Origin of the sequence: Flavobacterium sp. (genome assembly GCF_043722275.1) — a bacterium.
In the GTDB taxonomy this organism is placed as follows: Bacteria; Bacteroidota; Bacteroidia; order Flavobacteriales; family Flavobacteriaceae; genus Flavobacterium.
Window position 1 is genome coordinate 1 of sequence record NZ_JAYSPC010000049.1, and the last position, 23,442, is coordinate 23,442.

The 23,442-nt window shown below is 31.7% G+C and carries 20 protein-coding genes and 1 pseudogene; 16 read left to right on the top strand and 5 right to left on the bottom strand.

Annotation, left to right across the window (positions count from 1 at the left end):
- Window positions 1-169 precede the first annotated feature (169 nt).
- Entirely contained in the window at window positions 170-1,192 is a 1,023-nt protein-coding gene (locus tag ACHZDT_RS06730; RefSeq protein WP_394773865.1) for a hypothetical protein, read from the bottom strand.
- 205 nt (window positions 1,193-1,397) lie between these two features.
- Between ACHZDT_RS06730 and ACHZDT_RS06735 the strand changes: the two genes are divergently transcribed.
- The 8 genes from ACHZDT_RS06735 (at window position 1,398) to ACHZDT_RS06770 (ending at window position 9,129) form a co-directional block, all read left to right on the top strand.
- Window positions 1,398-1,913, top strand: coding sequence for an RNA polymerase sigma factor (locus tag ACHZDT_RS06735; RefSeq protein ID WP_394773866.1), 516 nt, complete (start codon window positions 1,398-1,400; stop codon window positions 1,911-1,913).
- Window positions 1,914-1,962: 49 nt separating this feature from the next.
- Window positions 1,963-2,862, top strand: a complete 900-nt coding sequence (locus ACHZDT_RS06740; RefSeq protein ID WP_394773867.1) for a FecR family protein — start codon at window positions 1,963-1,965, stop codon at window positions 2,860-2,862.
- On the top strand, window positions 2,863-5,397 hold the full coding sequence (locus tag ACHZDT_RS06745; protein WP_394773868.1) for a carboxypeptidase-like regulatory domain-containing protein: 2,535 nt from the start codon (window positions 2,863-2,865) through the stop codon (window positions 5,395-5,397). It abuts the gene before it with no gap.
- Between the two features lie 329 nt (window positions 5,398-5,726).
- Window positions 5,727-6,629 (top strand): hypothetical protein, encoded by a 903-nt coding sequence (locus ACHZDT_RS06750; RefSeq protein WP_394773869.1) that lies wholly within the window; start codon window positions 5,727-5,729, stop codon window positions 6,627-6,629.
- A gap of 333 nt (window positions 6,630-6,962) precedes the next feature.
- The gene (locus ACHZDT_RS06755; protein ID WP_394773870.1) at window positions 6,963-7,265 is read left to right on the top strand and encodes a hypothetical protein; all 303 of its coding nucleotides are present in this window, start codon (window positions 6,963-6,965) and stop codon (window positions 7,263-7,265) included.
- A gap of 94 nt (window positions 7,266-7,359) precedes the next feature.
- Entirely contained in the window at window positions 7,360-8,205 is an 846-nt protein-coding gene (locus tag ACHZDT_RS06760; protein WP_394773871.1) for a DUF5777 family beta-barrel protein, read from the top strand.
- 11 nt (window positions 8,206-8,216) lie between these two features.
- Complete coding sequence (locus ACHZDT_RS06765; RefSeq protein WP_394773872.1) at window positions 8,217-8,567, top strand: cytochrome c; 351 nt, start codon at window positions 8,217-8,219, stop codon at window positions 8,565-8,567.
- Between the two features lie 16 nt (window positions 8,568-8,583).
- Window positions 8,584-9,129, top strand: a complete 546-nt coding sequence (locus ACHZDT_RS06770) for a YceI family protein (RefSeq protein WP_394773873.1) — start codon at window positions 8,584-8,586, stop codon at window positions 9,127-9,129.
- A 119-nt stretch (window positions 9,130-9,248) separates the two neighbouring features.
- On the opposite strand, the gene ACHZDT_RS06775 is transcribed toward ACHZDT_RS06770, so the two are convergent.
- A complete protein-coding gene (locus ACHZDT_RS06775) occupies window positions 9,249-10,082 on the bottom strand; it encodes a M57 family metalloprotease (protein WP_394773874.1) in 834 nt (277 codons plus the stop codon).
- A 512-nt stretch (window positions 10,083-10,594) separates the two neighbouring features.
- On the opposite strand from ACHZDT_RS06775, the gene ACHZDT_RS06780 reads away from it, so the two are divergent.
- From ACHZDT_RS06780 to ACHZDT_RS06800, 5 genes and pseudogenes are all read left to right on the top strand, one after another.
- A complete protein-coding gene (locus ACHZDT_RS06780) occupies window positions 10,595-11,845 on the top strand; it encodes an aminotransferase class V-fold PLP-dependent enzyme (RefSeq protein WP_394773875.1) in 1,251 nt (416 codons plus the stop codon).
- 22 nt (window positions 11,846-11,867) lie between these two features.
- The gene (locus tag ACHZDT_RS06785; RefSeq protein ID WP_394773876.1) at window positions 11,868-12,308 is read left to right on the top strand and encodes a SufE family protein; all 441 of its coding nucleotides are present in this window, start codon (window positions 11,868-11,870) and stop codon (window positions 12,306-12,308) included.
- A 32-nt stretch (window positions 12,309-12,340) separates the two neighbouring features.
- Window positions 12,341-13,153: a class I SAM-dependent methyltransferase gene (locus tag ACHZDT_RS06790; RefSeq protein WP_394773877.1), complete on the top strand. Its 813-nt coding sequence runs from the start codon at window positions 12,341-12,343 to the stop codon at window positions 13,151-13,153.
- 341 nt (window positions 13,154-13,494) lie between these two features.
- Window positions 13,495-16,206 carry a S8 family serine peptidase gene (locus ACHZDT_RS06795; RefSeq protein ID WP_394773878.1) on the top strand — a complete coding sequence of 904 codons (2,712 nt, stop codon included), beginning with the start codon at window positions 13,495-13,497 and terminating at the stop codon, window positions 16,204-16,206.
- A gap of 189 nt (window positions 16,207-16,395) precedes the next feature.
- Window positions 16,396-16,800: pseudogene (locus tag ACHZDT_RS06800) on the top strand (helix-turn-helix domain-containing protein).
- An 83-nt stretch (window positions 16,801-16,883) separates the two neighbouring features.
- Here ACHZDT_RS06800 and ACHZDT_RS06805 read toward each other — a convergent pair.
- Both ACHZDT_RS06805 and ACHZDT_RS06810 read right to left on the bottom strand, forming a co-directional pair.
- The gene (locus ACHZDT_RS06805) at window positions 16,884-17,573 is read right to left on the bottom strand and encodes an SIMPL domain-containing protein (RefSeq protein ID WP_394773879.1); all 690 of its coding nucleotides are present in this window, start codon (window positions 17,571-17,573) and stop codon (window positions 16,884-16,886) included.
- A gap of 53 nt (window positions 17,574-17,626) precedes the next feature.
- Window positions 17,627-18,265, bottom strand: a complete 639-nt coding sequence (locus tag ACHZDT_RS06810; protein WP_394773880.1) for a rhomboid family intramembrane serine protease — start codon at window positions 18,263-18,265, stop codon at window positions 17,627-17,629.
- Between the two features lie 113 nt (window positions 18,266-18,378).
- Here ACHZDT_RS06810 and ACHZDT_RS06815 point away from each other — a divergent pair, with 113 nt between their 5' ends.
- Together ACHZDT_RS06815 and ACHZDT_RS06820 are read left to right on the top strand one after the other, a co-directional pair.
- Complete coding sequence (locus tag ACHZDT_RS06815) at window positions 18,379-19,251, top strand: lysophospholipid acyltransferase family protein (RefSeq protein ID WP_394773881.1); 873 nt, start codon at window positions 18,379-18,381, stop codon at window positions 19,249-19,251.
- Between the two features lie 216 nt (window positions 19,252-19,467).
- Window positions 19,468-20,946, top strand: a complete 1,479-nt coding sequence (locus ACHZDT_RS06820) for a glycosyl hydrolase (RefSeq protein ID WP_394773882.1) — start codon at window positions 19,468-19,470, stop codon at window positions 20,944-20,946.
- A 191-nt stretch (window positions 20,947-21,137) separates the two neighbouring features.
- Here ACHZDT_RS06820 and glmM read toward each other — a convergent pair whose 3' ends face one another.
- Window positions 21,138-22,526, bottom strand: coding sequence for a phosphoglucosamine mutase (gene glmM, locus ACHZDT_RS06825; protein ID WP_394773883.1), 1,389 nt, complete (start codon window positions 22,524-22,526; stop codon window positions 21,138-21,140).
- 293 nt (window positions 22,527-22,819) lie between these two features.
- On the opposite strand from glmM, the gene ACHZDT_RS06830 reads away from it, so the two are divergent.
- Window positions 22,820-23,404, top strand: a complete 585-nt coding sequence (locus tag ACHZDT_RS06830; RefSeq protein WP_394773884.1) for an ACP phosphodiesterase — start codon at window positions 22,820-22,822, stop codon at window positions 23,402-23,404.
- Window positions 23,405-23,442 lie beyond the last annotated feature (38 nt).

Genomic DNA, 23,442 nt, shown 5'->3' on the forward strand with positions numbered 1-23,442 from the left:
ACCCAGAGTTGGTGTTGCATACGCACAGGAAGATGCTTTTTTGCCTTGGAGATTCTTCGTAAAAGGCAATAAATATGTAAGTAAACCTAATAAAGTCTGAACTTTACAAAATATAAAAACAATTCATTATTTTTTAGGATCAAAAAAATTAAGCCCTATTTATTGGCTTTTATTGTTTTTGAAAATAAAGATAATCAGAACTTGTACTTACATTACGCAATCGTATTTGTGAATTATTAAATTCGAATAACGTCCAGTTATTATTCAATTTACCAAGTAATTCTGTACTGAAATTTAGTTGCAATGCTCTAACACCATTTTGCAAAGTGGTTTCCCATTGACCGGTTTCTGAAGTTGATCCTTTGGCAGCAATAACCGATTTATCACTTTTAAATACAAATGAATATCCGTTATAAGACGAAGTTTTTTCTGAAGAACTACTAAAAAAATAAGGTATTCCCCAAGAGCCATTTGTTATTGTTGCTACAAAATCAAGCGCTACAATGTTATTTTCAGGAGCGTTATCAATGGCATATTTTATAGCATTTTCGAAATCTGAATTATTCGCAATTGATTTTGTCTGATTATTATAATCTACAATAGTAATTGGATATTGTAAGGAAATATATTGACTGTCGCTCAAATTTTTTATAAAATTGAAAAAAGCCTGATCACTGATAATTGATACGGAACTTCCCACCTGATTGGCGCTGTTATAGATATTAATAGTTATAGGATAATTGATATTCAGCCCGTTAATCTTGGATAACAAATCAGGATGAAGGTTCCAATAATCAATTAAAGTATTAAAATTACTCTCATTCGGAATGTTTTTTTCAATGTAATTGTAGTAAACCATCGTTACAGGAAAATCTATTGTCACAACATCATCATCATAAGCATTTGCATTGATATTATCTGTTACTTTTTGATAATCGGCGGTGGTATTAACAGCTATTTTTACATTATTTACCGTAACGGTATAAGGTAATTTTATGGTGCAATAACTTGACCTGTCGATTACATTATCCTGCACGGTTTTAACCATTGCAACCCTTTGTAAATAAGTCGTGAGAGGCGAAACATTGGTAACTGTTCCCTGTGCATTAGAATCTTGCTCGTCTATTTCGCTTTGACAAGACAATAAAAACAAGAAAGCTATTATTGATAAATATTTTTTTAAAGGGAACATATTCGCATTTTTACAAAGATAATAAAATTAACAGAAAAGTATTTTTAATAAATTCGGTATCAGGGATTTCGATTTCATCAATTTTAAAATCTTTACTTAATACCAGAAAATAACATTTTATACATCTATAAAACAATCAGCTTTACTTTTACCCTACTTGGACTAAAAACAAATACTTTTGCAACGTACAAATTGAAAAATCCAAATGCCAAATAAAACCGAATCAAATACTTGTGACGAAATAATTTTTTCGTCTTTTTTTAAAAGTCATGTAAAAGCGCTTCGAAATTTTCTATTATACAAATTTGGCAATGTCGATCAGGCAGAAGATTTAGCACAGGAAGCTTTTATAAAACTTTGGCAAAATTGCGCATCGGTACCCATCGAAAAAGCAAAATCATATATTTATACCATTGCAAATAATAGCAGTCTGAATGAAATTGCGCATCAAAAAGTTGTTTTGAAATACGAGAAAAACTTTACCGGTTTAGACAAAACAAATGAAAATCCGGAATATCTTTTGGAAGAAAAACAATTTCAGTCCAAACTATTGAAAGCTATTGAAAACCTGAACGAAAAACAACGAATTGCATTTTTGATGCATCGAATTGATGGAAAAAAATACAGTGAAATTGCCTTAGAATTAAATATTAGCGTAAAGGCTGTAGAAAAACGGATTCATCTAGCTTTAGTAAGCTTAAGAAAAGAAATTGAAATATAAAAGTAGGGTAAATTTAGTTCTACCTGTTTAATAATATAATACGAGTACAATGAAAAAAGATCGCTTATTAGCAAAATGGCTTAACAATGATTTATCAGAGGATGAATTAGCTGAATTTAAGGCAAGCCCTGATTTCGAAAAATATCAAAAAATAAAAAATTATACGGAACATTTAGAAGTAGATGATTTGGATGAAAATACTATGTTATCCAATATTCTTAAGCAGAAAAAAGCGGCTCCAAAAGTGATTCCTATATACAAAAACTGGATGTTTCGAGTTGCAGCAATATTTGTTCTGGTATTGGGAATTACCTTTGCGCTGAAAACTTTTGTACCCGAAACACAAACGGCAGGATTTGGAGAAAAAACGGCTTTTTCATTACCGGATAATTCCGAAGTGGTGCTTAACTCAGGTTCTGAAATAAACTATAAAAAATGGAACTGGGACAACAACAGACGCCTTGAATTAAAAGGCGAAGCGTATTTCAGGGTATCCAAAGGAAGACGTTTTGAAGTGCAGACAAATCTTGGAAAAGTATCGGTTTTAGGAACTCAATTTAACGTCAAAGCACGAAAAAACAGGTTTGATGTTGTGTGTTATGAAGGACGCGTAAAGGTTAATTATGGAAACACGCAAATTTTATTAACTCATGGACAAAGCGTTAGTTTTGAAAATGGGAAACAAGTACAACTAAAAACAGCTGCATTGAAACCTGAATGGACAGAAAATCAAATATGTTTTTATAAAGAAAATATCAGAAGTTTATTAGATGAAGTTGAAAGGCAATATAAAATCAAAATTGAATTACATACCGAAGATACAACTTCATTATTTACAGGAAAATTACCTGCTAAAGACCTGAATGTAGCTTTACAAATTATTAGTACAACCTATCATTTAGAGGCGAAAAAAGTCTCAGAAAATAAAATAATTTTTGACGAAAAATAAATGTTACTCCCCAAACAATTTCATTTTTTGTTTTTTATGTTTTTCCTTGTCCTGAATATTTTTGCTCAGGACAAAGGAAAAATCATGCCTTTTAAAAAAATAATAACTGATATTGAAAAAAGACATCACGTTAGCTTTAATTACACCGAAGATTTAATTTCAGGCTTGCAATTAAATCCTCCCAAAAAATCACTTTCCTTAGATCAAAAACTGCAATATCTTGCCAAAAAAACCAATTTATCTTTTGAAAATATTGATAATAAATTCATTAATATTTATAAAAAAGATACCGGATCCAAAATAATTTGCGGCTATATATTTTCAAGTACGGATAAAAAACCTATTGAAAATGTCAATATTAATTTAAGTTCTAAAATTCAGGTTTCAACTGATTCAAACGGCTATTTTGAGTTTGAAAATGACAACTCAACGCTATTTTTGATAAGTCATATAGGTTTTATAACAAAAAAAATTGTGTCAGGAAATCCAGATGCTGAAAATTGTCTGCAAATATTGTTAGAACCTGAAATTACAGAACTTGCAGAAATTAAAGCCAATGCTATTTTAGCTTCAGGAATTTCAAAAAACAAAGATGGATCATTTGAAATTAAGCCTAAGAAATTTGGTATTTTGCCGGGACTTATTGAACCTGATGCTTTGCAAACCATGCAGCAAATTCCAGGCGTAAACAGCATCGACGAAAGTGTTTCGAGCATTAATGTTCGCGGCGGCACGCACGATCAGAATTTATTTTTATGGAACGGAATCCGAATGTTTCAAACGGGTCATTTTTTTGGTTTAATATCAGTATTCAATCCTAATTTAGCGCATACAATTTCTATTTATAAAAACGGAAGTTCGGCATTTTTTGGAGAAAGTGTATCCAGTGTAGTTGCGATTTCGTCTACTCCTGAAACAGCCGAAAAGAATTCATTTAGCGCTGGAATAAATATGATTAATGCTGATATTTATGCAAAGTACAATCTTTCGAAAAAGAGTTATATCGAAATTTCGGCACGTAAATCTATTACTGATTTTGCAGAAACACCTACGTATAAAGAATATTTCAATAAAGTATTTCAAAATACTACTATCACTGATTTCTCGGATAAACAAAATGTTGATTATCAAAGTGATAAAAAATTTGGTTTTTATGATGCTACGCTTAAATTTGCTCAAAAAATAGGTCTTAAAGATCAATTTCTACTGGATTTGATAACCATAAAGGATAATCTGGAAGTTTTTCAGAGTGCGAAAGTATATGACATAAATAAATCAGAAAACAATGTTTTACGCCAACAAAATTATGGTGGAAATTTGTCCTGGAAAAGAAACTGGAACAATTTAAATACTACTAAAATAAACGTATATAATTCTTCGTACGAACTTTTGGCCAACCAGGAAACAACGATTGGAAATCAAATCGTAATTCAGGAAAATACGGTTAACAATAGCGGAATTAATTTAGAGAATAATCATATTATTAATTCTAAATTTAGTTTTAACGATGGTTATCAGTTTAACGAAATTGGCATTACTAATTTAGAACAAGTAACTAATCCTGATTTTTATCGTAAAGTGAAAGATGTGCTAAGAACGCACGTTTTAATTTTAGAAGGAAAATATAGTGATACGCTTTCGCGAATATATTTTAATGTCGGAACCCGAATTAATTATATTGAAAAATTTCAAAAATATGTTGTAGAACCGCGAATTCAGTTTAATTATGGCATCAATAAAAGTCTGAATTTAGAACTTTTAGGCGAACTGAAAAGTCAAAATTCACAACAAATTATTGATTTGCAAAAAGATTATTTTGGCATTGAAAAAAGGCGTTGGATTATCTCAGACAATACTACAATCCCAATTCAAAAAAGCAAACAGCTATCTTTAAATTTATTCTATAAAAAGAATGACTGGCTGCTGGATATAGAAAATTTTTATAAAAAAGTAAGCGGAATTGTAACGTCAAGCCAGGGTTTTCAGAATCAGTTAGAGTTTATTCGAACAACTGGAGATTATGAAGTCTGGGGAACTGAAATGCTGATTCAGAAAAAAATGAATCATTTTTTGACTTGGTTAAGTTATACTTATAATCATAATAATTATCATTTTCCTAATTATGAATTCCCAAATTTTCCTAACAATTTTGAGGTAATGCATACGGTATCCTGGGCAGGAATTTATGAGAAAAACAATTTCAAAATTGCTTTGGGAACAAAATGGTCTTCAGGCAGACCAAAAACTTCTCCAAATACTTCGCAAATTGACCCGTCAAATCCTGTAGTGGTTTACAACAAACCTAATAATACCAATTTGCATATTTTTTCACAAGTTAATCTTTCCACTACTTACAAGTGGGAATCTACAAAAGGAATTCAATACAAATTAGGAATATCAATCTTAAATATCCTAAACAGGAAAAATGAAATCAGCGAATATTATAGAATAAGTTCTTTAACAAATTCTATCGAGGAAGTTGAAACATTTGCCTTGCAAAGAACTCCAAATGTGAGCTTTAGAGTTTCATTATAACCTAATTTCTACAAGGTTTGTAAAAAAATTCGTTTCCTTTTTTTTATTTTTTTATAAAATATCAATTTTTTGGTAGGGTAATCTTTATCAAAGCTGTTTTACTATTGAATCCTATCAAAGAGTAAAAATGCCCCAATCAAAAAACTCAATATTATATTATTTAAGCGACTTTCTATATGATAGTTCGTAGCAATAAATACGAATATTATTGCTCGAAAATTATAAAATTAGAACTTAACTTATTGATATACAATAAGTAAAAACAAAAAACTTTACAAATTCGGTAAAGTTTATTTCTCCCATTTCAATATAAATTAAATCAAAAAACGATGAAATTAAAACAAATTAAATTCGCTTTAGTTGCTGTTATAACAACAACATTTTTTCTAAGCTGTAGTAGTGATAAAGAGGGTGACACCACTCCTCCAGTAGTGGACGCAAAAAAAGAAATTGGTCTTTCTACAAGTACTACATTAGGTTCTTATCTTTCGGATAAAAACGGAAGATCATTGTACTTTTTTTCAACAGATGCAAAAGGGCAATCCTCATGTACAGGCGGATGTGAAGCTTTATGGCCTCCTTATTATGTAGACAATTTAACGGCTGATAAAATAAGTACAGACCTAACATTCTCAGATTTTGGCACTATAACTACAGCATCTTCTAAAAAACAATTGACCTATAAAGGCTGGCCTTTGTATTATTATGCACCAGCTGCAGGAACTGATGTATATGGCAACGCAGGCGCAAATGTACCTGAAGCTGCCGGTAAAACAACTGGAGACGGAGTTGGCGGTATTTGGTTTATTGCAAAACCGGACTATTCGATTATGCTAGTAAAAAGTCAGCTTTTAGGACATGACGGCAAAAACTATCTTTCAGATTATACTGTTGGCGATGGCTTGACTACTTACTTTACAGATGCTAAAGGAATGACGCTTTATACTTTTAAGAATGATAATTTCAAGAAGAATAATTTCACAAAAGCTGATTTTTCAAACAATGCTGTCTGGCCTATTTATGAAACAGATAAAATCGTAATTCCTTCAATTCTTGATAAATCTAAATTTAGTGTTATAACTGTATTTGGTAAATCTCAACTGGTTTACAACGGTTGGCCTTTGTATTATTTTGGTCAGGATGCCGGAGTAAGAGGCGCTAATAAAGGGATTAGTTTTCCAAGTCCTGCTGTTTGGCCGGTACCGGTAAAAGATTCACCACTTGCTATCTAGAAATTTTATTTAACACATAGAAACATAGATATACTCTATCTGTTAAATATTTTTTCAGGCAGATTTTGCAGATCGAGCAGGTTTTTTTCTAATCTTTTTAATCCTTAATCTGTGGCTATTTTATTTAACGCATAGAAACATAGGCATTATGTGCAAAGAAAAAAGAAGGTATCAGGAAATATTTCTTTCACATATTTAACTATGTGCATTTTAATAAGTGAAACGCCTTTTTTTCCAAGAGTACAAAATCTATGTTTCTATGTGTTAAAATTAATTACACGCAAATATTAAAAAAGAAAACTTTTGGTACTAACTTAAAATCATAAAAATCACATGAGCAAAACAAAAATCAAGATTTTGATATTTTTATTAGTGATAAGTTTTGGTCCGTATTATGTCTATCAAAATATTCTATACAAAGATGCCAGAGACATCAACAATGAAAAATCAATAGGTACTATTACTGCCAAAAATTTAGAAAAAGAATATGATCTCAATCCCGTTCAGGGAGATTCAAAATACTTAAATAAAACCATTGAAATTGAAGGAATTGTTACAGAAGTTACAGATTCGTCTATGGTAATTGACAGCAAGGTATTTTGCAAAATGAATGAAAAAGAAAAAAAACCTTGGTAAACAAACCAATCAATATAAAAGGAAGATGTATCGGTTTTGATGATTTATTCGGACAGGTAAAATTTGATCAATGCAGTATACAACAACATTAAATATGAAAAATAAAATTTTTTTAATAGCCAGTTTTTTAATCTGCCTGTATAGTAATGCACAGGAAGATTTACTCTCGAGCCTGGATTCGACACAAGTAGTTGATAAAAGCGTTACAGCGACATTTAAAGGTTTACAAATTATAACGCTACAATCTACAAAATTACCTGCCAAAAAAGAATTTTACATGGTAATATCCCACCGTTTTGGTTCTGTAAAAGGTGGAATTTCAGAGTTTTTTGGTTTTGATGATGCCACTACAAAAATTGGCGGAATTTACGGTATAACCGATTGGCTTTCGGTAAGTGCATCGCATCATACTTTGTTAAAAATAAATGAAGCATCTGCGAAATACAGACTTATAAGACAAAGTGAAAAGTTCCCTTTTGATATTGTAGGTTACAGTACGATTGATTTTAATAGTGGTTTAAAAAAAGATGATTATCCTAAAATTGAATTCTCTGACAGGCTAACTTTTGTCAATCAAATTCTAATTTCAAGAAAATTCTCTGATAAATTATCATTAGAACTTGCGCCTTCATTCATTCATAAAAATCTGTACAATCCAGCTATTGAAAACGATGATCAATTTACTTTAGGTGCCGGCGGACGATTTAAATTAACTAAAAGGCTTTCTCTGAATTTAGAATATGGTGAGAATTTTAATAAACCTAACTTTTATAATAACCCATTATCTGTTGGACTGGACATAGAAACCGGAGGTCATATTTTTCAGTTGATTTTTACCAATTCGCAATCTATGACTGAAAGCGGTTATCTGACAAGTGCTGCCGGAGATTGGGGAAAAGGTGATTTTTTCTTTGGGTTTAATTTATATAGAGTTTTTTAAAAGTATAAAATATGAAAAAATATATTTACTTATCTGCAATCATACTGTCATTATACAGCTGTGAATCAAATACGTATGAAAGTATCGAAGAACCAACTGTTATCGTTGGCAAAGTTACTTATGCAACAAATGTTAAATCAATTATTGATGAAAACTGCATTGGTTGTCATGCTTCGGGCGGACAACTTATCCCTTTAACAACGTATACCGAAGTTAAAGATGCACTGGTAAATAAAAAATTATTAGACAGGATTCAGTTGCAAAACGGAACTTCAGGTCAAATGCCAAAAGCAGGAAGAATGGCGCAGGATAAAATAAATACTATTCTGCAATGGAATATCGATGGACTATTAGAAAAATAAATCAATACTTAAAAAAATGAAAAAAGTAATTGTACTGCTGTTTTTATTTGTTGGAATATTCCATGTTTCGGCACAAAAATATGCAACAAAAACAGGGAGTTTAAAATTTGAGGCAAGTGTTGATTCTTTTGAAGAAGTTGCGGCAGAAAATAAAAATACATCTTCAATTTTAGAATCCTCAACGGGCGAAATTGCTGTTTTAACACTCATGAAAGGCTTTCGATTTAAAGTGGCATTAATGGAGGAGCATTTTAATGAAAATTATGTAGAATCAGATAAATTTCCTAAAGCTACTTTTAAGGGAAAAATAGAAGATTTTGATGCGTCAAAACTTTCGGGTACAGCCAAAATATTTAAGATTTCGGGAGATTTAACTTTACACGGGAAAACAAAAAACGTAATCGTAAATGCCAAAATTTTAAAATCCGGCGATAAAATTACGGTAACAGGAAATTTCGATGTAAAAGCAGCAGACTTTGACATTGAAATACCAAAACTAGTGAGCAAAAAAGTATCGGACAAAATCAAAGTAAGTTTAAACCTCTTACTTACAAAATTATAGAATCATAATTTTGTAACTTGAAAATTAGAATATTCTCAAAGTTTGTGAATAAAAAAAGAGGCTGCTTCAAAAATGAAACAGCCTCTTACTATTTTGTAAAGACACCTATAATTCAACTTCTAGTATAAATAATTCAGTGCAGTTACATCATTAGCATTGAAAGCTCCAGTTTCAGATGAACTAAAACATGCTCTCATATAAGAAGTTGCATCATATCCTGAAGGTGTTCCCGGGATTTGGATTGCTCCAACACCAGCTGTTCCTTCGCTTGAATTTTGTCCACAACTTTGACGGCTAAACCAGTCAGTATGACGTAAACCAATACAGTGACCAATTTCGTGTGCAGATACGTGTGCATTTACACCTGTTGAATAAGTATCTAATCCAGAATATAATGTAACTGAATTATAAGGCGCTCCTCCTGAAGGAAAACCTGCTACTCCACCGGCAGAACCGGTTTGTCTCCGGACAACAATGTTTGCTCCTGTTGTACTTGAACTAAAGGTTAGCGTAAAGTTAATAGACAATCCTAAATTATTATATCTATTGATTGCCGCTTGTAGTCCAGCACGCATATTTGTACTTAGCGCTGTTGTACCTGTGCCTGTTAATCCAACAACTTTGATAGTTCTTGGTGCAGATACTAAATTTGTAGTACGATATTGTTCTGTCGTAATACCTCCGTGAAGATCCATTTTGTCTAATTGATCTTGTGTAACAATGATATCTCCTTCTACCAGAAATGCATCTTCAGTGGTACCATCTAACTTAGTATTCTTAATCACTTGAACATCTGAGTTGTTTAGTGAAAGTGAACTAATTTTATTTAACACATCTTGTGTTACTTTAAGAGATTCTTGATTTGATGAAGTTGTTGATTCATCTCCCTTGCTACAGGATATTATTGTTAGCGCTACAAATGAGAGGGCTAAAATCGATTTAATTCTTTTCATAATAGGTTTTTTTTGGTTGTTTAATTAGTTGATAAATATGGGGTCTTTACAAAATATTGTAATCTTTATTGTCAAATTTATATAATTTTTAATCTTAAAATACCTATAAAACTATAATTTAACAAATTTAACATTTTTTGTTATATTATTTTACATTTGGTTTTAATAATAATTATCTGATTATTACTGCGAGCCCAGTAAAATCAACAACTTGATATAAATCAGCTTGTTACTGTAATAATACTCGCAATTAATTTATTTTTATTAGTAAAAAAGCTATACTTTAGCAAAATATATTCCTACACTTTAGAATCTATAAATGTTATAAGCCAAATATTGAATATTGTTTTCGATATAATCACTTATAGATCAAATTAGGCCCTATGCCCCTCATGTACAAACATGATATCCATCTCCTGTTTATTTTTAATTACTACACACACTTCTAGATTTTGTTGCATCAAAATTCTTCGTAATTACAAAAATATAAATCTCACAAATCTTAAAATTATATGAGAAACCTTGAAACTATTAATTCCATTCACAGGAATATTCAGGAAATCCGTTCAGAATTTCCGGTTCTTCATCAAGAAATCAATGGGAATCCGCTTGTCTATTTAGATAATGCTGCGACAACCCAAAAACCGGTATCAGTAGTTGAATCTCTCGTAGACTATTACCACCGGGATAACAGTAATGTGCACCGTGGCGTACACGAGTTAAGTCAAAGAGCAACAGCAGCCTACGAAGAAGCCCGTGCGAAAATTGCCAATTTTATTAATGCTGAGCATACTCATGAAATTATCTTTAATAAAGGCACTACAGATGGTATTAATATGATCGCTTACTGTTTTAACAATAAGTTTCTTAAAAGTGGTGATAAGGTAATGATTTCAGCTATGGAGCATCATGCAAACATTGTTTCCTGGCAATTATTTGGTCAGGAAAAAGGTGTAAGTCTTAGTGTAATTCCCATTTTGCCCTCTGGTGAGCTGGATATGGAAGCATTTAAATCAATGCTAACTGAAAAGGTTAAATTAATTTCTGTCACTTATATATCCAATACATTGGGAACTATTAATCCTGTCAGGGAAATCATAGAAATTGCTCATTTGCATCATATACCTGTTTTACTAGATGCTGCACAGGCAATTGCCCATATGCGCATTGATGTTCAGGAACTGGATGTTGATTTTATGGTATTTTCAGGACATAAAATGTATGGTCCAACAGGAATTGGTATTCTGTATGCAAAAGAAGAGTGGCTTGAAAAAATGCCTCCGGCGCAGGGAGGCGGAGATATGATCAAACATGTTTCTTTTGAAAAAACAACATACAACCATTTACCTTATAAATTTGAGGCTGGGACGCCATCAATTTCATCCGCTATTGCACTGGGTACGGCGGTTGATTACATAAAACGCATTGGCATGGATGAGATCTCAGACTATGAGCATGACTTAACCACTTACCTTATTAAGGAATTAAATACAGTAAAAGAGCTACGGATTATTGGTACAGCAAAACACCATGCCGGATCTGTATCTTTTGTCATTGAAGGATGCCATAATTCTGATATTGGAGAATTACTGAATCAACAAGGAATAGCAGTACGAACGGGTCACCACTGCACGCAGCCGTTAATGCAGATATACAACATAAAAGGAACTGTAAGGGCTTCTATTGCCCTATACAATACCTATTCGGAAATCGACGACTTGATTCGGGGTCTAAAAAAGGCCATCGAAATACTAAAATCATAAATTATTTTAAAAATTACTTAAAATGACTATTAATCAACTACAAGATGATCTAATTGAGAAGTTTAGCAAAGCTGGAAATAACTTTTCGGACAAATATAAATTAATCATTCAGATGGGAAAAGCACTTCAGGAAATGGATGTGGCTTTCAGAACTGATGAAGACTGCATATGGAGTTGCCAGGCTACCGTTTGGGGATATAGTACAGAAAAAGACGGGAAAATTTTTATTCAGGCAGACAGTGACGCCGCCATAACTAAGGGATTAATTGCTTTGATACTCTACGTATTATCAGGTCAAACAAAGCAAGACATAGCTAATGCTGATCTTTATTTCATTGACAAAATACGTCTTAAAGAGTACTTGTCGCCCAATAAATCCAATGCAATATTGACTATGCTTAAAGATATCAAAATATTAGCAGCAGAAGGCAAACTGCTAGTACCCGGAACCTGCTCTATATAAAACACTCACTATTAACAATCAAACTAAAATTTATGGACACAACAACAAAAAATTCTTTCTCAGGTAGTATCCCGTTTAAATATGAGGAATACTTAGGACCGTTACTTTTCGAATCTTACGCTATAGATATGGCAAAAAGAGTAAAAGAAACTTCACCATCTAAAATACTGGAAATTGCCTGCGGAACAGGAAGGGTTACAAACCAACTTTTAAATGAACTCCCAAATGCCCAGATCACAGCTACGGATATTAATCCCGCAATGCTGAATCTTGCAAAAGATATTGTAAAAAATCAAAAAAATGTTACTTGGGAAGTAGCAGACGCAATGTCTTTGCCCTTTGACGATGAATATTTTGACTGCATTACTGCACAATTTGGGGTGATGTTTTACCAGGATAAGATTAAAGCACATAAAGAAGCTTTTCGGGTTTTGAAAAAAGGAGGAACTTATATTTTTAATAGCTGGAATAAAATGGAAGAAAACCATGTTATTCACTTAGTCAAAAAATTAATGGAAGAATATTTTCCCATAGATCCACCATCCTTTTATAACGTGCCATTTTCTTATTTTGAACCAGCCACGATTACATCAGATCTTGAAGAAGGTGGATTTCATGATATAAAAACTTCTTTAGTTAAAGTAAACGGTTACAGTAAAGATTCCCATAGCGCAGCCACAGGCCTATTAGAAGGAACCCCCATTTATGGAAGTATAATTGAAAAAGATGAGGATATTTTACCTGAAATTATCAATAAATTAAGTGGAAAACTAGCTGATCTATACGGTAAAGAAAATCTTTCCGTTCCGTTACAGGCCATTGTCACGACAGCAAAGAAAAAGTAGTTTTTTTTAATAATTTTTCAAAAAAATGAATCTGTTATTGATTTAATTTAAACCCTATTTAAAAACACTAAAGGCTTTTTCTTTGGTGTTTTTTGAATTTGACTGGTTGGATATTTTTATTTATAACCCCAATTTTGTAACACAAAACCAATGCAATCATAACGATCATTCACTAAAAAATAATTTAATATATTTGACTTACCTACAACGCATAAATTTAAAATAGAATCATTAGTACAAATTTCATGTTTGCTTTATCTAATTAAAGTTACAAAAAGCTGCAGCAGTTGAATTTTGTATCATTATAAAAATGTTTATAATTGCCCTAACATCAATAGTAAATGAAGAAACAAATTACTTTTTTCCTTTTTATGATAGCGACAATCAGTTTCTCTCAAAGTACTGGGAAATGGATACAATACATCAAAAAAGAAAACGAAAGAAAATTTGAAAAATATTATCTTACATCTTTAGAAAATGCACATCAGAACAAATACAAAGTTGTAAAAAAACTTGATAGTACTTTTTGTATTGTTGAAAATAAAAGTTTAAGATCTAATAAGTCTTCAAAAATTCAACCCGTTAATAGTTTATGGAAATTACCCTCAAACTTTTCAAATAATAACGAAAACAAACAATATATAATAGCAACTGATTCTATCAAAGCGTTAATTACTGATTTGAAATCAATAAACATTTCTGATATCAAGATACTGGATAATCATCTTGTAATTATAAATACTGATTCTGAAAAAATTATTGATGATATTATAAATTTGAACAGCGTATCTTCTGTTTCACAAGAATCGCTTCAGCCAAAAGGCGAATCTAAAATCACAGATCAAAATTTTACTATCAATTATATAAATAAAGCCAATATTAATTTTCCTCTTTTAACAGGCGAAAACCAAATTGTTGCCATAAAAGATGATCTTTTTGATGTAAATGATATTGATTTATTAAACAAGCACATTCCTTCTCAAACAGAATCTTCTATTGTTTCGAATCACGCAACGGCTATGGCGACAATAGTTTCCGGATTAGGAAATAGTTCTGTATCAGGAAAAGGGGTTGCACAAAAAGCTACAATATTATCGTCTGACTTTTTGAATCTTTATCCTGATGAAATAGCAAGTTTACAGGGCGCAACTACTCAAAATCATTCCTACGGAACACTTATTGAAAATTTTTATGGATCGCTCGCTAATGCTTATGACGCTCAATTATTTTCAAATAAGGATTTGACTCATTGTTTTTCGTCTGGTAATACTGGACTTCAGGGTTTTAAATCAATTACGGGTAATTTCAAGCAATCAAAAAATAGTATTGTATTGGGTTGTATTGATCAAAATGAAGTAATTATGCCGTTTTCATCAAAAGGCCCAGCTTATGATGGCCGGATAAAACCGGAATTAGTAGCTTTTAGCACACAAGGAACTTCAAATTCTACTGCATTGGCTACAGGAATTATTACGCTTATGAAACAACATTATAAAACCATAAACAATAGCTCTTTGACTAATACATTGACAAAAGCAATATTAATTAATAGTGCAAAAGATTTAGGGAACAAAGGTCCGGATTTCACTTATGGATATGGAAATATCAATGCTGATAAATGCTTAAAAACGATCACCGAAAACAGATTTATATCCGGTAATTTGGCAACTGGCCAAACAAATTCTCATACTATTATTCTTCCGGAAAATGCTAAGAACTTAAAAATTACATTAGTCTGGAACGATTTGCCCGCAGAAATTAATAGTAATATAAGTTTAGTAAACGATTTAGATCTTGAAGTTATTTCGGCTGAAAACACCGCTTTTTTACCTTGGATTCTTAATCCGGAAATTCCTGAACAACAAGCCGTTAGAGGAAAAGATAAAATTAATAATATAGAACAAGTGACGATTGAAAACCCTACAGCAGGAACTTATACTCTTAATGTAATTGGTTCATATGTTTCAGATACTTCTCTGGAATACAGCATTGCTTATGAATATGAATTGGGAAATCAATTTGAATGGAATTACCCCGTAAATAATGATAATTTCCCTTATGATGGTAAAACAATTTCGCCTTTCAAATGGAGTTCCTCATTTTCTGGTATTCAAGGACAATTGTCTGTTACTTATAATAATGGTGAAACTTGGGAAGTTATCGCAAATGGTATAAATCTGGATAATGAACAATTTGTTCATACACCTGCGTCACAAAAATTTTCGAAAGCAAAACTAAAAATGACCATTAATAATATAGATTATATCTCTGATAATTTTACGATTTCTTATGATTTAAATATCAGTACAAGCTTAGTTTGTGATGGCACAACCGAAATTAATTGGAACAAACCTGCTAATGTTGCTTCTTTCAATATTTATCAACTAACAGGAGATCATTTAGAATTAAAAGAGCAAACATCAAACAATACTTATACTTATAATGACGGAAAAATTTACTCTGTTATTCCTGTATTTGATAATACCGAAGGAATAAAAAGTGAGTCAACATTGCAATATGTCCAAAACTCAAATTGTTATTTTGAGTTGACTTTGGCAGAAGTTTTTGAGGAGAATAAAGTAAAGATTGAAGCTAGTCTTTTTAGCTTGTATAATATCAAAAAAATTGACTTAGTAAAAATAATTAATAATGACGAAAGCATTATCAGCTCGATAAATGATATCAATTCAAAAACATTCTCTTTTTTAGATGATGCGCCCATAAAAGGAAGCAATAAATATAAAATAAATATAATTTTAGAAAACAATAATGTAATAAGTTCCCTAATTCTTGATACTAATTATATCGGCAATGATTTGTTTTTTGTTCACCCAACGCTATTAAGTAAAAATGAAGAATTAAATATTGAAGCCAAAAAAGAGGATAATGCTATTTTCTATTTATACAATATTAGCGGGCAAAATACTATTACTTCTCCACTACCTTCTAAAACCAATAATATCAATATAAAAAACATTTCCTCAGGAATTTATATCTATAAAATAATTACAAATTCAGGCGAAATACAAACTGGGAAAATTGCGATTTTTTAAGTTATTTTGATTTTAATCCGAAGTAAGTCAGACTAACATTTTTGCCGGTATCGGCAAAAAACGAAACATTTTCACTTAAAAAATTATCATATATTTGCCGATAACGGAACTTTTTGAATGTAAAACACATCAATATAATATGTTTTTTACAAATTGCTTGTTATCACACTTAATTATTATCTTTGAACTATGAGCACATTTACAAAACCAAATCATATAGGGCGAAAAATTAGCCGTATTCGTGAACTAAGAGACATGAAGCAAGAAGCTTTAGCGGAAGCTTTAGGAACAACTCAACAATCTATTTCTATTTTAGAAAATAGCGAAACGATTGATGATAATAAACTTGTAGAAGTTGCAAAAATACTCGGCGTAAGCGTAGAAGCAATTAAAAACTTTACTGAAGAAGGTTTTATTAATTATTTCAATACTTTCAATGAGTCCTGAAATAACTTTAATCATATAAATACCTGCAACTTTAATCCATTAGATAAATTGGTTGAAGCTTATGACGAAAATAAAAAACTATATGAACGTTTGGTTCAGTCAGAAAAAGATAAAGTAGAATTTATGGAAAAATTATTTAATAAATAAAATTCACATTTAATTCTAAAAAAAAATCCAAATCCCAATTTTTAAGTTGGAATTTGGATTTTTTTATTTGAGTTTTATATGTCTTAATCTAAAATAAAGCTAACACTTACGTTTGCAACAACTTCGATTTCACCAACTGCTAAAGTTTGATTTTCTGCACCGGCAGAATCCATAGCCATAGATTTCATAGCTGAGTACATTGGTTGCGGACGATAAACCTGAGTATTGTCAGAAATCGTATAAGCTTTACCTACTTTTTGTCCCAAAACCGAAACGTAATCTTCTGCTTTTAGTTTAGCATCTTTTATGGCTAATTTTCTGGCTTCGGTTTCAATTTGAGCTAATTTTGATGTTTCAAAAGATACTTTGTCAATACGGTTAATACCTTGTTGAACAAGACCTTCCATCAATTCATCGTATTTAGTTAGATCTTTTAATACAATTTCTATTGTTTGAGTTGCGTTATAACTTGTTTTCTTTTTCTCATAATCATATTGCGGATTAAGAGCAACTTGTTTTGTTTTAAAATCTGCTGTTGGAACATTCATCTTTTTGATAAATTTTAAAACTGCGTCGATTTTTTCGTCATTTTGTTTTTTGACATCTTTAGCATTATTCCCTTTTGTTTCAACAGTTGCTGAAATACAAACCTGATCAGGCGCTACTTTTACTTTTCCTTCTCCATTTACATTGATTTGAGGAATTTGTTTGATTTCTTGGCCGTAAGACATAGTCATAAACATGATTGTTAAAAATAATACTACTTTCTTCATTTTTGTTATATTTTAAATTATTTAATATTCGAATTTCAAAAGTTGTGCCAATATTATAATTTTCCCAATTTTGCCATTACGAAAAGGATAAAAATCGGGATCGCTAATAACACAACCATCAATGTATGGTCTACAATTAGCGAAGGTTCTTTTACCAAAGTTATTAAATATCCGCCAATTGCACCGCCAAAATGTGCTGTATGACCAATATTATCATTTTTGGCACGCATTCCGTAAATTGAATATAATAAATATAAAATTCCAAATAAATATGCCGGAATTGGTATCACAAAGAAAATTCCCAGCATCATATCCGGCTGTAATAATATTGCCGAATATAAAATACCCGTTACAGCGCCCGAAGCTCCAACGGCACGATAACTATAATCATTTTTATGAAAGAGCATGGTTAGTAAACTTCCGAAAATTAAACTTCCAAAATAAATTAAAACAAAAGAAATCGGACCCATCCATTGAATTACAACTGGCGCAAAAAACCAAAGTGTCAACATATTAAATACTAAATGCATCAAATCTGCATGTAAAAAACCTGATGAAATCATTCTGATTTGTTCTCCTGAACGAATACTTCCTACATGAAATTCGTATTTTCTAAAAAAAGCAAGATCATTAAAACCTTTGTAACTAATTACAGCATTCGCCACTATAATCCCTATTAAAATGGTATTCATAAAAAATATTTATTGTGATTTGTAAATATAGTCATTCTTAAACATATGTTAGCTTCAGACCAAATTATCGCTCGTTACTCATTTTTACTTTATATTTGCTAAAAAAATAGTACATGCAATTTCTCGTTTATATATTAGCCTATCCCCTACTTTGGCTTATCTCTATACTTCCTTTTCGATTGTTTTACCTGTTATCAGATTTTGTCTGTTTTATTATATACAGAATCATTGGCTACCGCAAAAAAGTAGTACGTGAAAACCTGGCGCTTACTTTGCCACACTTAAGTAAAAGCGAATTAAAAGAAATTGAAAAGAAATTTTACCACCATATGTGCGATATGTTTCTGGAAACAATTAAAACAATGAGCATTTCGCCGCAAGAAATGGAAAAGAGATTTCGTGTGACCAATATTGAACTTGTAAATGAATATGCAAAAAAAGGAAAAAGTGTAATTCTTGTAGCTTCGCATTATGCAAGTTACGAATGGCTTTTAACAGTTAACCCAAAAATTGACTTTAAAGGAATCGCCGTTTACAAAAGAGTTGCAAACCCATATTTTGATAAATTGGTTCGGAAAATACGCTCTAAATATGATACAGAATTAGTTGAAACAAGAAAGGCGATTCCAACTATGGCGCAAAATCAGCGTGACGGAATTTTAAGCATGTACGGATTAGCAAGTGATCAATCGCCTAAACTCGACCGAATTTTTCATTCGATGAAATTCATGGGAATCGAAGTTCCTGCTCATACAGGCGCCGAAATGCTGGCTAAAAAATACGATTTAAGCGTGATTTTTGTAAAAGTAAAAAAAGTAGCAAGAGGTTATTATGAAGCAACTTTTGTATCTATTGCCGATAATCCAAACGATTATGAAAACTTTGATATTACAGAAAAATATTTAAGAGAAGTTGAAAAACAAATTTACGAAGCTCCTGAATTTTATTTATGGACGCACAAAAGATGGAAACATCGAATTGAATAATATTCTTAGAAAAAATAAATCCAAAAAAGTTACAATTGCTTTTTTGGATTTTTTATTTTCTAAAACTTCATAACTAAGAAAAACTTCTTATTCAGTAGAAAAATAGATTTTGATGGGTTTTTGTAATATTTTTTTCTGACAAAATTATCTTATAAATTATAGAAACAGTATACATTTGAAAAAGATAAACCCTACTCAAATCTAAAATAATCTACAATGAAGAAAAACCTATGTTCTTTAATTTTATGTATTTCAATAGCTGCTTTCGCTCAAAGCCCCAAACGCGGACTAGCTTACGGAAATAACTCAACGGCAGATTTACTCGCCCTAAAACCAGGAGTTTCCTGGTGGTACAATTGGGGATCTTCTCCTGAAAATGACACTAATGCCAATTATGAATCTATTGGTGTTGAATATGTACCAATGACATGGAATGCGGTAAGCGATGCTGATGTACAAGCATTTATAAACAGAATAAAACCCGGTGCTAAATATTTACTTGCTTTTAATGAGCCTAATTTTAATGATGGCGCACGATTAACTCCGCAGGAAGCCGTAAATGCATGGAAAAATGTAGAGAAAATTGCTGCCGCCAAAAACTTAGAAATAGTAAGCGCTTCACCAGCTTTTAATGACCCGAATAATAATTATGGCGGTTATAGCAGCCCGACTGCGTGGCACGATCAATTTTTTCTGTTATGCCCAAATTGCAAAGTCGACTATATTGCTTTTCATACTTATGACAGTTCATCAGGCTCTGTTATTGGCGTTACCAGTCTTTTAAAAAAATACAATCGTCCGGTTTGGGTGACTGAATTTGCAAACAGAGTAGTTCAAAGTGCCGCTGACAAAACTAAATTTATGAAAGATATCATAACTAGTTTTGAAAATGATCCGGACATTTACAGATATTCATGGTTCACAGGAAGAGTTCCTGCTAATTGGTTAGATATGGCAGAAGGTCCATTATTAGCTCCCGAAAGTGGCGTATTAAGACCAATAGGAACTGAATATGTAAATACCACTTATACAGCTAAAAAGATGAATGTTCCCGGCAGAATAATTGCAAATAAACATTATCGCCGAAAGGGAACAACGCTGCAAAACACAACTGATTCAGGAACAATACAAAATGTATCTAATATAGAAACAGGCGATTGGAATGAATTTATGCTGAATGTGGATAACGCAGGAACTTATAATTTAAACTTTAGAGTTGCAGCGACAACTCAGGGAAAATTTGATATTCTAGTAAATGATTTTGTCGCAAAAACAGATGAAACATTTCCTGCAACGGGAAGTTTGCAAACGTATACGAACAAAATTGTAAACACAATTACATTACCCAAAGGAGAAGTTTACCTTAAAATTAAATTCAAATCAAACGATATGAATTTTAATTATATCGATGTTACAACAGTAAACTTAGGCGTAAATGATTCTACGGCTGAAAAAGATTTTTTTTCGGTTTACCCAAACCCAATTAAATCTCAATCTACACTTCATATAAAGTCTGCCATTACAGAACCTTTGGTTTTAAAAATTGTTGATATGATAGGGCATGTTTGCTACTCTTCTGATTCAAACTTTACCAATGAAGATATTAAAATTGGAGACAAACTTTCAAGTGGAGTTTATATTGTAACCGCAACTTATGGTGCTGTAAAAAAGTCCTTGAAAATTATCAAAAACTAGATTCTTAAACCTTTATACTGATTAATTATTTTACCGCAAAGTACGTAAGAATTTTTATTAGTAGACGAAAACAAAAAGTTCGCAAAGCTTTGTATTGATTTAGCTTTGCGAACTTTGCCTTTTTTTATAAAATCCTACTATTAAAAAAACTTTGCGGACTTTGCGGTTAATTTTTTTATAATGCCAAAAAATTAAATTCCGGCAATTGCTTTTATTTCGTCTATAATTCGAAGTGCTAATACATCTGCTTTTTCCTGAGAAGGAGCTTCTGTATAAATCCTGATAATTGGTTCTGTGTTTGATTTTCTTAAGTGAACCCATTCTGTAGCAAAATCAATTTTTACGCCGTCAATCGTTGTGATATCTTCGTTTTTATATTTTTCGGTCATAGCTTCTAAAATGGCATCAACATCAATTTGTGGTGTTAATTCAATTTTATTTTTGCTCATATAATATTCAGGATATGAAGCACGCAATGCCGAAACTGACATTTTTTTGTTTGCCAAATGTGTCAGAAACAAAGCTACACCAACTAAACTATCACGCCCGTAATGAGATTCAGGATAAATGATTCCACCGTTTCCTTCACCACCAATGATGGCATTATTTTTTTTCATTAATTCCACAACATTCACTTCTCCAACTGCGCTGGCTTCATATTTTCCGCCATGAGCAACTGTTACATCGCGCAAAGCACGAGATGATGACATATTCGAAACTGTATTTCCGGGAGTTTTACTCAAAACATAATCGGCGCAAGCCACTAAAGTGTATTCTTCACCAAACATTTCTCCATCTTCACAAATAAAAGCAAGACGATCTACATCCGGATCTACAACAACTCCTAAATCAGCTTTTTCTTTAACTACTAATTCAGAAATATCAGTTAAATGTTCCTTTAAAGGTTCCGGATTATGCGGGAAATGTCCGTTTGGCTCGCAGTATAATTTTACCACTTCAACGCCCATTAATTCTAATAATCTTGGGATAATGATTCCGCCTGACGAATTTACTCCATCAACAACCACCTTAAATTTTGCCGCTTTTACCGCTTCAACATCAACTAAAGGTAAATTTAAAACCTCGTCGATATGAATATCCATATAAGCATCATTTACCGTGATTTCGCCTAAATTATCAACATCCGAGAAATCGAAAGCTTCAGCATCAGCAATATCTAAAATTTTTGCTCCTTCATCTCCACTTAAAAATTCTCCTTTTGCATTCAATAATTTCAAAGCATTCCATTGTTTTGGATTATGAGACGCTGTTAAAATAATTCCGCCATCAGCCTTTTCTAAAGGAACAGCAATTTCAACCGTAGGCGTTGTAGAAAGTCCAAGATCAATTACATTAATCCCTAAACCTACTAAAGTATTTACAACAAGATTATGAATCATAGGTCCGGAAATTCTGGCATCGCGACCTATTACAACCGTTAATTTTTCTTTTGAAGTATTGTTTTTCAGAAAAGTACCGTATGCCGATGCAAATTTTACAGCGTCAACAGGAGTCAGGTTATCTCCTACTTTTCCACCAATAGTTCCTCGTATTCCCGATATTGATTTTATTAATGTCATGTTTGTGAGTTATGGTTACCAGTTACAAATATAGAAAAGTTGCTGAGTTACTAAGGTTCTAAGTTGCTAAGAATTTTAAAAAAGTTGCTGAGAGACTAAGTCGCTAAGATTCTGAGATTTTATAAAGCCGTGAATCATTCGTGAAACGATATAAAAAAGTTTTCATACTTTTACTAAAATAACTTATTGACTTAGCAACTTTCAAAAAAAACTTAGTGTCTTAGTAACTTAGAACCTTTTAAAAAAACTTAGCAACTCAGTAACTTAGTCCCTTAGCAACTCAAAGAAAAAAAATGAACTTCCTAGCCCACATATATCTTTCAGGTGATAATGATTTAATCAAAATTGGCAATTTTATGGCCGATGGAATTCGCGGGAAACAATTTGAACACTTTCCTGAAGAAGTTCAAAAAGGCATTATTTTGCATCGTTCCATAGATACTTACACAGATTCACATGACGTTTTCAGGCAAAGTACCAAACGGTTACATGAAAAATACCATCATTATGCAGGCGTTATTGTCGATATTGTTTACGATCATTTTTTAGCCAAAAACTGGACAAAATATTCAGATGAGAAACTGGAAGATTTCATCAATCGGTTTTATACTTCATTACATGTAAATTATGATATTCTGACCGAAAAAACTCAGGGATTAATGCCTTATATGATTGAAAGAAACTGGCTTTTGAGTTATCAAACCGTTGAAGGAATCAAGAATATTTTGACACAAATGGACCGACGCTCAAAAAACACATCAAAAATGCAGTTTGCAAGTGAAGAATTAGTAGAATTTTATTCGGAATTTGAACAGGAATTCACGCTCTTTTTTGAAGATGTCAAACAACATTCAAAACAAAAATTACTCTCCTTATAGAATCTATCCGATTATATAAAAAACAAATACAATTCTTT

What these genes read in the sequence shown, in the direction of transcription:
- ACHZDT_RS06730 (WP_394773865.1), bottom strand. Translation starts at nt 1,192, where the DNA reads ATGTTCCCTTTAAAAAAATATTTATCAATAATAGCTTTCTTGTTTTTA.
- ACHZDT_RS06735 (WP_394773866.1), top strand. Translation starts at nt 1,398, where the DNA reads ATGCCAAATAAAACCGAATCAAATACTTGTGACGAAATAATTTTTTCG.
- ACHZDT_RS06740 (WP_394773867.1), top strand. Translation starts at nt 1,963, where the DNA reads ATGAAAAAAGATCGCTTATTAGCAAAATGGCTTAACAATGATTTATCA.
- ACHZDT_RS06745 (WP_394773868.1), top strand. Translation starts at nt 2,863, where the DNA reads ATGTTACTCCCCAAACAATTTCATTTTTTGTTTTTTATGTTTTTCCTT.
- ACHZDT_RS06750 (WP_394773869.1), top strand. Translation starts at nt 5,727, where the DNA reads ATGAAATTAAAACAAATTAAATTCGCTTTAGTTGCTGTTATAACAACA.
- ACHZDT_RS06755 (WP_394773870.1), top strand. Translation starts at nt 6,963, where the DNA reads ATGAGCAAAACAAAAATCAAGATTTTGATATTTTTATTAGTGATAAGT.
- ACHZDT_RS06760 (WP_394773871.1), top strand. Translation starts at nt 7,360, where the DNA reads ATGAAAAATAAAATTTTTTTAATAGCCAGTTTTTTAATCTGCCTGTAT.
- ACHZDT_RS06765 (WP_394773872.1), top strand. Translation starts at nt 8,217, where the DNA reads ATGAAAAAATATATTTACTTATCTGCAATCATACTGTCATTATACAGC.
- ACHZDT_RS06770 (WP_394773873.1), top strand. Translation starts at nt 8,584, where the DNA reads ATGAAAAAAGTAATTGTACTGCTGTTTTTATTTGTTGGAATATTCCAT.
- ACHZDT_RS06775 (WP_394773874.1), bottom strand. Translation starts at nt 10,082, where the DNA reads ATGAAAAGAATTAAATCGATTTTAGCCCTCTCATTTGTAGCGCTAACA.
- ACHZDT_RS06780 (WP_394773875.1), top strand. Translation starts at nt 10,595, where the DNA reads ATGAGAAACCTTGAAACTATTAATTCCATTCACAGGAATATTCAGGAA.
- ACHZDT_RS06785 (WP_394773876.1), top strand. Translation starts at nt 11,868, where the DNA reads ATGACTATTAATCAACTACAAGATGATCTAATTGAGAAGTTTAGCAAA.
- ACHZDT_RS06790 (WP_394773877.1), top strand. Translation starts at nt 12,341, where the DNA reads ATGGACACAACAACAAAAAATTCTTTCTCAGGTAGTATCCCGTTTAAA.
- ACHZDT_RS06795 (WP_394773878.1), top strand. Translation starts at nt 13,495, where the DNA reads ATGAAGAAACAAATTACTTTTTTCCTTTTTATGATAGCGACAATCAGT.
- ACHZDT_RS06805 (WP_394773879.1), bottom strand. Translation starts at nt 17,573, where the DNA reads ATGAAGAAAGTAGTATTATTTTTAACAATCATGTTTATGACTATGTCT.
- ACHZDT_RS06810 (WP_394773880.1), bottom strand. Translation starts at nt 18,265, where the DNA reads ATGAATACCATTTTAATAGGGATTATAGTGGCGAATGCTGTAATTAGT.
- ACHZDT_RS06815 (WP_394773881.1), top strand. Translation starts at nt 18,379, where the DNA reads ATGCAATTTCTCGTTTATATATTAGCCTATCCCCTACTTTGGCTTATC.
- ACHZDT_RS06820 (WP_394773882.1), top strand. Translation starts at nt 19,468, where the DNA reads ATGAAGAAAAACCTATGTTCTTTAATTTTATGTATTTCAATAGCTGCT.
- glmM (WP_394773883.1), bottom strand. Translation starts at nt 22,526, where the DNA reads ATGACATTAATAAAATCAATATCGGGAATACGAGGAACTATTGGTGGA.
- ACHZDT_RS06830 (WP_394773884.1), top strand. Translation starts at nt 22,820, where the DNA reads ATGAACTTCCTAGCCCACATATATCTTTCAGGTGATAATGATTTAATC.